Origin of the sequence: Burkholderia anthinoferrum (assembly GCF_002925705.1) — a bacterium.
Lineage (GTDB): Bacteria > Pseudomonadota > Gammaproteobacteria > Burkholderiales > Burkholderiaceae > Burkholderia > Burkholderia semiarida.
On sequence record NZ_LFZP01000039.1, the window covers coordinates 44,234 to 57,221 of the forward strand.

General features: G+C 67.9%; 11 protein-coding genes and 1 riboswitch. Of the genes, 6 read left to right on the top strand and 5 right to left on the bottom strand.

Annotated elements, in window-relative coordinates:
- Positions 1–42: 42 nt before the first annotated feature.
- Positions 43–1,242, top strand: coding sequence for an MFS transporter (locus C5F75_RS12905; RefSeq protein ID WP_104012331.1), 1,200 nt, complete (start codon positions 43–45; stop codon positions 1,240–1,242).
- Between the two features lie 36 nt (positions 1,243–1,278).
- Here the strand turns inward: C5F75_RS12905 and C5F75_RS12910 are convergent, their stop codons facing one another.
- From C5F75_RS12910 to C5F75_RS12940, 5 genes are all read right to left on the bottom strand, one after another.
- The gene (locus C5F75_RS12910; RefSeq protein WP_104012340.1) at positions 1,279–2,487 is read right to left on the bottom strand and encodes an EamA family transporter; all 1,209 of its coding nucleotides are present in this window, start codon (positions 2,485–2,487) and stop codon (positions 1,279–1,281) included.
- Positions 2,488–2,788: 301 nt separating this feature from the next.
- Positions 2,789–4,168, bottom strand: coding sequence for an RICIN domain-containing protein (locus C5F75_RS12920; RefSeq protein ID WP_181035416.1), 1,380 nt, complete (start codon positions 4,166–4,168; stop codon positions 2,789–2,791).
- 766 nt (positions 4,169–4,934) lie between these two features.
- A complete protein-coding gene (locus C5F75_RS12930) occupies positions 4,935–5,723 on the bottom strand; it encodes a molybdopterin-dependent oxidoreductase (RefSeq protein WP_060965801.1) in 789 nt (262 codons plus the stop codon).
- Positions 5,724–5,752: 29 nt separating this feature from the next.
- Complete coding sequence (locus C5F75_RS12935) at positions 5,753–6,385, bottom strand: cytochrome b/b6 domain-containing protein (RefSeq protein WP_060011466.1); 633 nt, start codon at positions 6,383–6,385, stop codon at positions 5,753–5,755.
- Positions 6,386–6,461: 76 nt separating this feature from the next.
- Complete coding sequence (locus C5F75_RS12940) at positions 6,462–6,749, bottom strand: pentapeptide MXKDX repeat protein (protein WP_104012332.1); 288 nt, start codon at positions 6,747–6,749, stop codon at positions 6,462–6,464.
- Between the two features lie 267 nt (positions 6,750–7,016).
- A riboswitch (TPP riboswitch) is annotated at positions 7,017–7,133 on the top strand.
- Positions 7,134–7,257: 124 nt separating this feature from the next.
- On the opposite strand from C5F75_RS12940, the gene thiC reads away from it, so the two are divergent.
- The 5 genes from thiC (at position 7,258) to C5F75_RS12970 (ending at position 12,944) form a co-directional block, all read left to right on the top strand.
- The gene (gene thiC / locus C5F75_RS12945) at positions 7,258–9,189 is read left to right on the top strand and encodes a phosphomethylpyrimidine synthase ThiC (protein WP_059573925.1); all 1,932 of its coding nucleotides are present in this window, start codon (positions 7,258–7,260) and stop codon (positions 9,187–9,189) included.
- A gap of 229 nt (positions 9,190–9,418) precedes the next feature.
- Positions 9,419–9,631: a glycine zipper 2TM domain-containing protein gene (locus tag C5F75_RS12950; RefSeq protein WP_059573926.1), complete on the top strand. Its 213-nt coding sequence runs from the start codon at positions 9,419–9,421 to the stop codon at positions 9,629–9,631.
- 211 nt (positions 9,632–9,842) lie between these two features.
- Positions 9,843–10,097 (top strand): hypothetical protein, encoded by a 255-nt coding sequence (locus C5F75_RS12955; protein WP_059573927.1) that lies wholly within the window; start codon positions 9,843–9,845, stop codon positions 10,095–10,097.
- Positions 10,098–10,236: 139 nt separating this feature from the next.
- Positions 10,237–11,163 (top strand): DMT family transporter, encoded by a 927-nt coding sequence (locus tag C5F75_RS12960; protein ID WP_059573928.1) that lies wholly within the window; start codon positions 10,237–10,239, stop codon positions 11,161–11,163.
- A 500-nt stretch (positions 11,164–11,663) separates the two neighbouring features.
- Positions 11,664–12,944: a sensor domain-containing phosphodiesterase gene (locus C5F75_RS12970; protein WP_059573929.1), complete on the top strand. Its 1,281-nt coding sequence runs from the start codon at positions 11,664–11,666 to the stop codon at positions 12,942–12,944.
- Positions 12,945–12,988: the final 44 nt, after the last annotated feature.

Genomic DNA, 12,988 nt, shown 5'->3' on the forward strand with positions numbered 1-12,988 from the left:
CGTGCGCCGCCTGCCGCGCCGCCCCACTTCGTTGCCGCCGCCATGTCCACCGCCTCCACCGATCGTCCGACCGACGCCGCCTCGCCCCACTACTCGCGCAGCCTGCTGTTGCTGCTCGCGACGATCGCGGGCGTGTCGGTCGCCAACATCTACTACAACCAGCCGCTGCTCGACAGCTTCCGCGCGACCTTTCCGGACGGCGCGTCATGGATCGGCGCGGTGCCGACCGCGACGCAGCTCGGCTATGCGGCCGGCATGTTCCTGCTCGCGCCGCTCGGCGACCGTTTCGATCGCCGCGGGCTGATCCTGCTGCAGATCGCCGGGCTGTCGATCGCGCTGATCGTGGCGGCCGCCGCGCCGTCGCTGGCCGTGCTCGCGATCGCGAGCCTCGCGATCGGCATCCTCGCGACCATCGCGCAGCAGGCCGTGCCGTTCGCCGCCGAAATCGCGCCGCCGGCCGAACGCGGCCACGCGGTCGGCACCGTGATGAGCGGCCTGCTGCTCGGCATCCTGCTCGCGCGTACCGCCGCCGGCTTCGTCGCCGAGTATTTCGGCTGGCGTGCGGTGTTCGCCGCCTCGGTCGCGGCGCTCGTCGCGCTCGCCGTCGTGATCGTGCTGCGGCTGCCGCGCAGCTCGCCGACGTCGACGCTGTCGTACGGCAAGCTGCTCGGCTCGATGTGGCATCTGGCCGTCGAATTGCGGGGGCTGCGCGAGGCATCGCTGACGGGCGCCGCGCTGTTCGCGGCGTTCAGCGCATTCTGGCCCGTGCTCACGCTGCTGCTCGCCGGCGCGCCGTTCCATCTCGGCCCGCAGGCAGCCGGATTGTTCGGGATCGTCGGCGCCGCGGGCGCGCTCGCCGCGCCCTATGCGGGCCGCTTCGCGGACACGCGCGGCCCACGCGCGATCATCTCGCTCGCGATCGCGCTGCTCGCGCTGTCGTTCGTGATCTTCGCGCTGTCGGGGTCGAGCCTCGTCGGGCTCGTGATCGGCGTGATCGTGCTCGACGTGGGCGTGCAGGCCGCGCAGATCTCGAACCAGTCGCGCATCTATGCGCTGAAGCCCGACGCGCGCAGCCGCGTGAACACGGTGTACATGGTGTGCTACTTCATCGGCGGCGCGCTCGGCTCGTCGGCCGGCGTCGCCGCATGGCGCGCGTTCGGCTGGACCGGCATGTGCGCGGCCGGCCTGCTGTTTGCCGCGCTCGCCGGCTGGTCCCACCATCGCGGCGGCCGGCGCGGCTGAGCGGGATCGGCTGCGGCTGCTACGGCTGCGGCGGCGTCACGCGTCGGTGCGCGCGGCGGCCGGCTCGGCGGCGGCGGGCGGCGGCGCGAACGCCGGGGCCGGGTCGATCACCGCGCCGGGATCCATCACCGCGGCAGGCGTCGGTACCGCCAACGGGACGGCCGAAGGCGCGAGAATCGGCGCCGGATCGGGGGTCGCCATCGGCTCGGACGGCGGCGAAGCATCGCTTGTGAGCGCCTGCTCCACCGCCGCGGCCGGTGCGGCCGGTGCGGCCGGTGAAGTGGCGGCCGAGGCGGTGGCCGTAGCAGCCGCAGGCCGACGCGCCGGATCGAACACGAACGACAACCCGACGCTGCCGAGAATCGCGACGGTCGCAACGACGGTCGCCATCGTCACCGGTTCGCCCAGCAGCAGCGCACCGAGCGCGACCGCGACGATGGGATTCACGTACATGCAGCTGCTCGCGATGATCGGGCTCGTATGGCGGATCAGATAGCCGTACGCGACGTACGCGGCCATCGTGCAGAACACCATCAGGTACACGAACGCGAACACCGACCCGACGGCCAGTTGTTCGACGCGTTCGCCCAACAGCCACGCGACGATCGTCGACATCAGCCCGCCGAGGCCGATCTGCAGCGACGTCGACAGGAACAGGTCGGACGGCAGCTTGAGCCGCGTCGCGAGATGCGCGCCGCCCGCCCAGAACAGTGCGCCGGCCAGCACGCAGATCGTGCCGAGCGCCGAGTTCGCGGCGGCCGCGCCGCCCGAATTCAGCACGACGATGCCGACCATCCCGAGCGCGACGGCCGCCCATTCGCCCTTCGCCACCGGCCGCCCGGCGACCGCCGCGATCACGGTCGCGAACAGCGGCACCGTGGCCACCATCACCGCGGCCGACCCGCTGCTGACCGTGCGCATGCCGAGCGCGATCGTGCCGGACGACAGCGCGACGAGCATCGTGCCGACGATCGCCGAGTTGCGGATTTCCAGCAGCGTCGGCCATTCGGGCTTGCGCCGCAGCGCGAAGATGAACAGGCCGACCCCACCGAGCAGGTTGCGCAGCCCCGACAGCAGCAGCGGCGGAAACGACTGCAGCGCGAAATGCAGCCCGCTGTAAGTCGAGCCCCAGACGAAATAGATGAAGACGAGCGCCAGCGCCACGCGACCGCCGCGGCTTTGGGGCAGGCGGATCCGGAACGAAAATCGGGCGAGGAAATCGAGAAGGCGGTCGAGCGGTGTCATTGCGCTGCCCGCCCGCACGTCGCGTCGCGTGCTCCGCGGAAAGACGCCGGCAATGCCGGCAAACGGTCCAGGCGGAACCGGGAAGGCAGAGCAAACGTGCGGAACGACATGGCAGTGCGAACGGCGACGAAAAAGAACCGGCAAGCGGCGGCAGAGGGACAAAAAAAACGCGCGCAACCGTTTTCGGTTGCGCACGCTCGGCATTATGGCATCAAGGATTCGAAAGCATCGTCAGACCTATCCGAAAGGATCGGGAGTGACGTTTCGGCGCGACACCTGGCGTGCCGCGAGCCCTTCCCGTCTACCGCGCCAGTTCGACCTGCACGACCGCGCCGCTCTCGTCGGCCGACAGCACGGTGATCCGGCGTCCGGACACCGTATCGACGATCGACTTGCCCGGCATCAGCGGCGCGTCCTTCATGCCGTCCGCGCTGCCGGGCGTCGCATCGACGAGGGTGTTCTTGATGCTCACGGTGTTCGGGTGGCGCATGATCCGCACCGTCACGCCGTTGACGAACGGCGACGTGTCCGGCCAGTCCTCGAACGTGCCGCGCTTGCCCGCGTCGAGCTGCGGACGGCGGAATTCGAGCACCAGCGCCGAGCCGTCCCCACGCGGCAGCCGGTAGCCCTGCTTGCCCGGCAGCGTGCTCCACAACGGCGCGAGGCGATACGTGCCGGGCTTGACGATGGCGGGCACGTCCTCCTCGGAAAGCCAGCCGGTAAACAACTGGTAATCGACCGGATACATCCGCCGGCCGCCACCGCCCACGGTATCGGTCGGATCGTCGATGCCGCCCGTCACGCAGCCGTTGCCGATCACGACGGCGCCATCCTTGACCGGGCAGTGTTGCAGCGAATCGGGGTGGTGTACGCCGAGCCCGTGCCCGAACTCGTGCGTCCACATCCAGTACCCATGCCCGGAGCCGTTCGACAGGACCCACGCGCCCGGGCTCCCGGCCAGACCTGAAAATCTGCATTCGCGGTTCGACGGGAAATCGACGAACAACAAGTTGAACTTGCCGGCATCGACGCCGCGCGCCTTCGCCGCGGCCTTCGCCTGCGCGCGAATGGCGACCGAATCGCACCCCTTGGGGAAATCGCCGAGATCCACGTCGGTCAGCATTGTGCCTTCGATCCCGAACTTGCCGCGCGATGCCAGCTTGAGGTAGTGCGCGAGCGACGAAAAATCGTCGCCGTCACCGAATACCGCCTTGCGGATCGGCTCGGCGGGATTCGCCGTCTGGCCCGTAAAGCGGCCCGTTATCAGCAACACGCGATCGGTGCCGCCGACCCTTCGCATGAGGGTCGGCACCTCGCCTTCATAGGTCCAGCGCGCGGCGGGCTGGCCGGTTTCGGGCAGCATCGCGGGTGCGCCCTCCGTCGCCTGCAGCGTGTTCGTCGCGGCCCAGTGCTTGTTCAGCATCGTGAACATGCCGTTCGGATCGAGCATCGCCGCACGCCACAGCCGCGTCGCCGGGTAATCGGCGCCGCCGCACGACGACATGCTCACCGCGCCCGGCGCGGCAGGCGCCGCACGCAGGCAGACGTCGCGGCTCTGCGATGCGGCCAGCACGTTCTTCACCCTGAAGTTCTCGTTGTTGGCCCGCTCCATGCGCCAGCGCTGCGCGTCCGATCCCGAACAGGCCGCGAACCCGACGGACACGCCATCGACAGTCGACATCGTGAGGCAGCGCTCGCCGCCTTGGGCGAGGTTGCGGATGGCGAAGCTCGTGTCGATGGGTGCAGGCGGCGGTTCGACCGGGGGTGGTTCGACCGGGGGTGGTTCGACCGGGGGCGGCTCGACCGGCGGAGGCTCGACCGGCGGAGGCACAACCGGTGGAGGCACAACCGGCGGCGGCTCGACCGGGGGCGGCTCGACCGGCGGAGGCACAACCGGTGGAGGCACAACCGGCGGCGGCACAACCGGCGGAGGCTCGCCGGGCACCGCCTCGGGCAGCGTGGGCGGCGGATCGACCACTTCAACATCGCCCGGCTCCGGACGCGGGCTCGCGTCCTCGATCTGCACGACCTCGGACGAATCGTCACCGCCGCAGGCCGACAACGTCAAACCCGCCAGCAGACAAAATGCTCCCAACGGCAAACCACGCCGAAAAAATACACGACCCATGCTAATCGACTCACCGCGAATAGGAAAAAGGAAGGCGCAGCCGCACACGCATCACACCGTGCGCGACCAGCGTTACTCGACCTGTCATTCGCGATTCGAATAGCGAATAGGTTAAATTCCGCTGCTGCCAGATACATCCGTCAATCGGCGCCGATCTCCAGCGAGGAGACCTGGCGCGATGAGAAAATTATAAAATTCGATGCATCTGACAAACAATCGTACAAGTACTAAATTACCAGCCTCATTGACGCCATAAAATTCGATCTTTTCCGATCATTTTCGAGATGAGTCGCCGCCCCCTCGCGCGATGCGGCCCACATCACGATCCACCGAACCAGTTGTAGCCCTGATCGACCCAATAGCCGCCGGGGAACGTGTCCGTCACGAAGATTTCCATGATGTGCTTCGGGTTCTTGTAGCCGAGCTTGGTCGGCATCCGCAGCTTCATCGGGAAGCCGTATTCCGCCGGCAGCCGGCGGCCGTCGTACTCGAACGCGAGCAGCGTCTGCGGATGCAGCGCGGTCGGCATGTCGATGCTTTCGTAGTAGTCGTCCGCGCACTTGAAGCCGACGTATTTCGCCCGCGTGTCGGCGCCCGCGCGCGCGAGAAATGCGCCGAACGGCGTGCCGCCCCAGCGGCCGATCGCGCTCCACCCTTCCACGCAAATATGCCGGGTGATCTGTTCCGCATGCGGCAGTGCGCGAAGCTCGTCGAGCGTCCATACGCGTTTGCCCGTCACGCGGCCCGACAGCACGAGCCGATACGTCGATTCGTCGACGTGCGGCACGTCGTCGATTCCGTAGTACGCGTTGAACGGAAACGGCCGCGTGATGTCGGCCTCGGTGTAGGTCGGCGCGAGCTGGTTCGGGTTGAACAGCCACGCCTGCACGCGGTCGTTCATGCGCGACACTTTCTCGAGGAACGTGTTGACCGACGCGTCGTCCTGCAGCGTGCAGCCGGTCAGCATCGTGAGGCCGCCGAGCGTCAGCACGCGCCGGTTGAAGAGCCGTCGCGACGGCATCTCGAGTTCGCGGCGCACGTCGAGCTCGAGCGATTTCCGGTCGAGCGCCCAGCGCGGCTCGCCGCGGTTGTTTTCAGATTCCGACATGATGATTTCCTTCGCCCGCGGTGTACGGGTCAGCGGCCGCGCAGCATCGCGAGCAGCGAGCGCGGCACCAGCAACGCCATCGCGACGTGGACGACCACGAACGCGACCAGCAGCGACATCGCCCAGAAGTGCACGATGCGCGCATTGTCGTAACCGCCGAACAGTTCGCGCAGCAGCGGGAACTGCACCGATTTCCAGATCGCGAGCCCCGACAGCACCAATACGACGAGATCGACGATCGCGGTCAGATACGCGGCACGCTGCACCGCGTTGTAGACGCTCAGGTCGTCGTGCGACAGCCGCCCGCCGAGCGCGGCGCGCACGTCGCGCCACACCGACGCAGGTGTCACGGGCAGCAGCTTGCGTGCGAAGCGCCCCGTCGCGATCGACATCGCGAGGTAGAACAGGCCGTTGCCGACCAGCAGCCACATCGCCGCGAAATGCCATTGCAGCGCACCGCCGAGCCAGCCGCCGAGCGTGATGCCGTGCGCGAACGTGAACGACGGATAGATCGGCGACGCGTCATAGATGCGCCAGCCGGACAACGCCATCAGGATCGCCGCGAGCGCGTTGAGCCAGTGGCTCGCGCGCACCCACCGCGGATGGATCGTCGGCGCGGGCGGCGGCGCATTCGCGCGATCAGTGACAGGGACCGTTTGCATGATGAAGACTCCCGGGATGATGTGACGGGGCGCGACGCGCGCCGGTGACCGGCCGGTCGCGCCCCGCACGCATTCGTTAGTTCGACGGGCTCATGGCGTCCTTCTTCATCGCGTCGTCCTTCTTCATCGAATCGTGACCCATCGCGTCCTTCTTCATCGCGTCGTTCTTCATCGCCTGCTTCTTCATGCCGTCCTTCTTCATGCCGTCCTTCGCCATCGCACCGTCCTTCGACATCGCGTCGTGGCCCATCGCGTCCTTCGACATCGACATGCCGTCCTTCGACATCGCATCGTTCTGCGCGTAGGCCCCCGTTGCGATCGTGGCAAGTGCGGCGATACAGGTGGCGACGAATACTTTTTTCATGACATCTCTCCGATACATGGGTTAAGGAGCCGAATAGACGGAGCACGCGGACGGAAATGACAGCGATGACGAAAATTTTTTGCGCCTGAAAAAAGGGAACGGACTACTGCCCCGCTCGGCCGTTCTGTCCGGCCCTGCATCGCGGTTCGACCGCAGCGCTTGCTGCGGCGCAGCGTGCGCGCACCAGCGGCCGCGATCCGGCCATCGCCCGGCGCAATCCGATCCGCACCCGGTTGAAACCACCGCCAAGCCGGTGTATCGTGTGCGCTGCTAACGCGGGGGTCCTGCAATGCGTTCGGTCAAACAACCGGCATTGCGGGTGAGAAATACCCTTTGAACCTGATCTGGATAATGCCAGCGCAGGGAAGCGTACGGATTTCGCCGCCATCCCTCTGACGAAACCCGCCGCCTCACCAAGCCTTGTCTCCTGCTTAGCTCGAGCCCCACATTCGTCAAGGGCTCCGGGCAAGCGCCGAAGCGCCTGTCCGGCGCCCGCACAGGAGATTGCATGAACGCCAATCCGAAGTTTCTGTCTGCCGACGCCCACGTCGACGCCGCCGCCGTCGCCCCGCTGCCCAATTCGCGCAAGGTGTATGTCACCGGCTCGCAACCCGACATTCGCGTGCCGATGCGCGAGATCACGCAGGCCGACACGCCGACCGGCTTCGGCGGCGAGAAGAATCCGCCGATCTACGTGTACGACACGTCGGGCCCGTACACCGATCCGGACGCGAAGATCGACATCCGCGCGGGCCTGCCCGCACTGCGTCAGCGCTGGATCGAAGCGCGCGGCGACACCGAAGTGCTCCCCGGCCTGTCGAGCCGGTACGGCCTCGAGCGCGCGGCCGACCCGGCCACCGCCGACCTGCGTTTCCCGGGCCTGCACCGCAACCCGCGCCGCGCGCAGCCCGGCAAGAACGTCACGCAGATGCACTACGCGCGTCAGGGCATCATCACGCCGGAAATGGAATACATCGCGATCCGCGAGAACCAGCGCCGCGCCGAATACATCGAGAGCCTGAAGTCGAGCGGCCCGAACGGCGCGAAGCTCGCCGCGATGATGGGCCGCCAGCATCCGGGCCAGGCGTTCGGCGCCGCGGCCTTTGGCGCGAACGCGCTGGCCGAGATCACGCCGGAATTCGTGCGCGACGAAGTCGCGCGCGGCCGCGCGATCATCCCCGCGAACATCAACCATCCGGAATCCGAGCCGATGATCATCGGCCGCAACTTCCTCGTGAAGATCAACGCGAACATCGGCAACTCGGCCGTCACGTCGTCGATCGGCGAGGAAGTCGACAAGATGACGTGGGCGATCCGCTGGGGCGGCGACACGGTGATGGATCTGTCGACCGGCAAGCACATCCATGAAACGCGCGAGTGGATCATCCGCAACAGCCCGGTGCCGATCGGCACGGTGCCGATCTACCAGGCGCTCGAAAAGGTCAACGGCAAGGCCGAGGACCTGACCTGGGAAATCTTCCGCGACACGCTGATCGAACAGGCCGAGCAAGGCGTCGACTACTTCACGATCCACGCGGGCGTGCGCCTGCAGTACGTGCCGCTCACCGCGAACCGGATGACGGGCATCGTGTCGCGCGGCGGCTCGATCATGGCGAAGTGGTGCCTCGCGCATCACAAGGAAAGCTTCCTGTACGAACACTTCGAAGAGATCTGCGAGATCATGAAGGCGTACGACGTGAGCTTCTCGCTCGGCGACGGCCTGCGCCCCGGCTCGATCTACGACGCGAACGACGAAGCGCAGCTCGGCGAACTGAAGACGCTCGGCGAGCTCACGCAGATCGCGTGGAAGCACGACGTGCAGGTGATGATCGAAGGCCCCGGCCACGTGCCGATGCAGTTGATCAAGGAGAACATGGATCTCCAGCTCGACTGGTGCAAGGAAGCGCCGTTCTACACGCTCGGGCCGCTGACCACCGACATCGCGCCGGGCTACGACCACATCACGTCGGGCATCGGCGCCGCGATGATCGGCTGGTTCGGCACCGCGATGCTGTGCTACGTGACGCCGAAGGAACACCTCGGCCTGCCGAACAAGGACGACGTGAAGGAAGGCATCATCACGTACAAGCTCGCCGCGCACGCGGCCGACCTCGCCAAGGGTCATCCGGGCGCGCAGGTGCGCGACAACGCGCTGTCGAAGGCGCGCTTCGAGTTCCGCTGGGAAGACCAGTTCAACATCGGTCTCGACCCGGACAAGGCGCGCGAATTCCACGACGAGACGCTGCCGAAGGATTCGGCGAAGGTCGCGCACTTCTGCTCGATGTGCGGCCCGCACTTCTGCTCGATGAAGATCACGCAGGACGTGCGCGAGTTCGCGGCGCAGCAAGGCGTGTCGGAGACCGAAGCGCTGAAGAAGGGGATGGAGGTCAAGGCGGTCGAGTTCGTGAAGACCGGCGCCGAGATCTACCACCGCCAGTAAGCGCGCCGCGAGCCGCACCGCTCGCATCGCGCCGCGCGAAGCCCGCTTTCGAGCGGGCTTTTTTGCGCATGTCGCGTGCCTGCCGGCGCAGGGGAAACAATTGATTACGAAACCGCGCGAGCCTTAACAAGTCCTTACAGCAGCGCCGCAGGACGGCGCGTAGATTGGGGTCATGCGTGGCCGCCGGTCGGTCGCGCGCCTTCCGTTCACTACCACAAGGACAACGATCATGAATTCGATTCGGCGTTTTGGGGTATGCGCGCTCCTCGTCGCGACAGTGGCCAGCCTGTCGGCCTGCGATTCGATGTCGCGGCGCCAGCGCGATACGGCAATCGGTGCGGGTGTCGGCGGCGTCGCCGGCGCGGCGATCGGCGGCAACGCGCTGTCGACGCTGGGCGGCGCGGCGGCCGGCGGCATCATCGGTAACCAGATCGGCAAGTAAGCAGCCCGACTCCGGCCGGCCGGGCGTCATCCGGCCACGGCCGATCGGCTCAACGGCGCTTCCGCACCGCGGACGCGCCGTTTTTGCATGTAGCGCCGCAGGGCGTGGCCGCTGACCGGAAATGATCGGTTACCGTTTCTCATACCGTGTCACCGGTCCTCGGCCTAAGCTTCGAGTATCTGCCGATAGCCGGCTGCGCCGGAGACACATCATGAACAGGACCTTCGTCGCCTCGGCGCTTGCCTGCGCGACGCTTGCCGGCTGCTATTACCCATACGCCTACTATCCCGGAGGCTATTACACGGCGGCGCCGGCGCCGGTACAGCCCGCGCCCGTGTATGTCGATCCGGCCCCCGCCTACTACTATCCGGCGCCTGCGTATGGGCCGGCGTGGGGCGGCTATTGGGGCCCGGCACTGTCGCTCAATTTCGGTTTCGGCGGACGCGGCGGCTGGCGTCATCGCTGATCGGCCGCACCGCGCGTGGCCGCCCGCCGCCGGGCACGACCGGCGACGTTCCCGTTTCTTGTCGTTTCATCCGATCGTGAAACGACGGTGTGGTAACGCGGTGTAAGATCCTCGCATCCCGTCCCGCCCTCCCCGATCGATGTCGCCCAAAAACGCTTTCCTGCTGACCGTGCTCGCCGCCCTGTGGGGCGCATCCTTCCTGTTCATCCGGATCGGCGTGGTCGATTTCGGCGTCGCGCCGCTGATGGCGCTGCGCGTGGGCATCGGCGCGCTGTTTCTCGCGGGCTTCGCGCTGACGCGCTTCAAACCGGCCGATCTCGGCGCCCGGTTGCGCCGTCATGCGTGGCCGCTGTTCGTCGTCGGCGCGCTGAATTCCGGCATCCCGTTCTGCCTGTTCGCGTTCGCCGAATTGACGCTGTCGGCCGGCGTGACGTCGGTGATCAACGCGACGACGCCGCTGTGGGGCGCGCTCTTCGCTTATCTGTGGCTGAAGGACAAGCTGTCGCTGCCGCGCGCGCTCGGCCTCGTCATCGGGTTCGCCGGCGTACTCACGCTCGTGTGGAACCAGATCGCGACCGCGCACGGCGACACGGGCGCCGGCGCGACCGCGCTCGCCGCGGCGGCCGCACTGGGCGCGACGCTGCTGTACGGCGTCGCGGCCAACTATACGAAACGCAACCTCGGCGGCGTCGATCCGCTCGTCAACGCAGCGGGCAGCATGATCGGCTCGACCGTGCTGCTGCTGCCGTTCGCGATCGCGACGTGGCCGGCCGCGCCGATCGGCGTGCACGCATGGGGCGCGGTGCTCGCGCTCGGCGTCGCGTGCACGGGCATCGCCTATTTCATCTTCTTCTACCTGATCGCGCACATCGGGCCCGCCCGCGCGATTACCGTGACGTTCGTGATCCCCGTGTTCGGCCTGCTGTGGGGCGCGCTGTTCCTCGGCGAACACGTGTCGGCCGTGATGATCGAAGGCTGCGCGATCGTGCTCGTCGGCACCGCGCTCGCGACCGGCGTGATCAAGCGGATTCCCGGCGTCCGGCCCCGCGGCGGCGAAGCGGCCTGACGATCGGCACGCCGGGCGCGCACGGACCGTCGCAGGCCGCAGCCCAGTGGCCGCCGCGCGGCAATGCCGATGACGGCGCGCCGCGGGTTGGCCGACATGCCGCCGATCGCACCGCGGCGCGCGGCATTCGTCTCATTCGTCTGACAGCGGCGGCCGGCCGCCGGGATTTCCCGTATCGGGCGGCAACGACGCACGATCACGCCCTGTCGCGGGATGATCGCCCGCGGCCGCGGCGCGCTTCGTTTCGCGACGATCATGCACCGTACGCACGCATGCGGCGCCCGCGGCCGCGCCGCCGCCCGCGTGCCGGAATCGCGATGTAGCGTTTGCGTCTGGAGTTACCCTGATACGCGCGCCGCGGCAATCCCGTTACACTCGGGACACTTATCCGCAGAAGGCAGTCTCGATGCCCCACGTTCTTTCGCGTCCGCCTGCGCATGCGGCTGCATCGGCGTGGCGGAGTGTCGACACCCCGCCGCCCCCGCCTGGGCACCGTTGACATGAAGCCCACCCGCGACCTGTCGCTCGACGCCCTGCTCGAACGCCTCACGCCGACACCCCACGGCTGGCTCGCCACCTATCGCACCACGACCTTGCGCAGCGTGTTCCAGCCCGTGCTGTCGATCACGCACAAGCGCGTCGTCGGCTACGAGGCGCTGCTGCGCGTCGTCGACGGGAACGGCGCGCTGGCGTCGCCCACCGCCCTGCTCGACAAGACGCGCGGCGACGCCGACGCGCTGCTGCTCGACCGGCTCGCGCGCTGCCTGCACACGGCCAACTTCGTCGCGCAGGGCATCGGCGACGGCTGGCTGTTCCTGAACGTGACGCCGCGCGTGCTCGATACGGGCCTCGTGCAGCGCGAGTTCGTCGAGGCGCTATGCCGGCATTTCGCGCTGCCGCCGAACCGCATCGTGCTGGAAGTGGTCGAGCAGCCGGCGCGCGACGAAGCCGCGCTCGCCCGCACGATCGACATGATCCAGCATCGCGATTTCCTGATCGCGATCGACGATTTCGGCACCGGCTTCTCCAACTTCGACCGCGTGTGGCGGGCGCGACCCGACATCGTGAAGCTCGACCGCTCGCTCGTCGAGCGTTCGACCAGCTCGGCCGAGGATCGCCGCATCATGCATCACCTCGTGTCGATGCTGCACCAGGCCGGCGCGATGGTGCTGGCCGAAGGCGTGGAAAGCGACGACGCGTTGCAGGCGCTGATGGAAGCCGACATCGATTTCGTGCAGGGTTTCCGGTTCGGTCAGCCCGATGCATCGATCGCGCACGCGAGCGCGGCGGCGCCCGCGATGCTCGACGCCGCGTGGCGGCGCTTCATCGCCCGCCGGCACACGCCGGTGGCCGCCGGGCAGCCGGGCTTCGACGCGATCGAACGCCTCGTGCTCGGCGGCGCGGCCGCGTTTTCGGCGAGCGGCAACCTGCAGGACGCCGCACAGCGCGTATTCGCGGTGCCTGCCGCGCGTCGCGTGTTCGTCACGGACGAGACGGGCGAACAGTTCCTGCCGTCGATCGGCGCCCCGCTCGACGATAGTCAGGCGAGCGCGACCCGCCTCGCCCCGTTGTTCCCGGAGACCCACAGCAACTGGTCGCGACGCCCGTATTTCCAGCGCGCGATCGCCGCCCCCGGGCGCGTCGCGCTGATGGGCCCGCACTTTTCGCTGACGGAAGGCCGCGACTGCTATACGGCCGCCGTCGCGATCCGCGCGCAGAGCCGGCTCGTCGTGTTCTGCGTCGATTTCGTGCTCGACAGCGCCGGAACCGTGATGCGCTAGCGGGCCGCGCGCGGCGGACCTTCGCTCGCGACGAGCACCGGCCC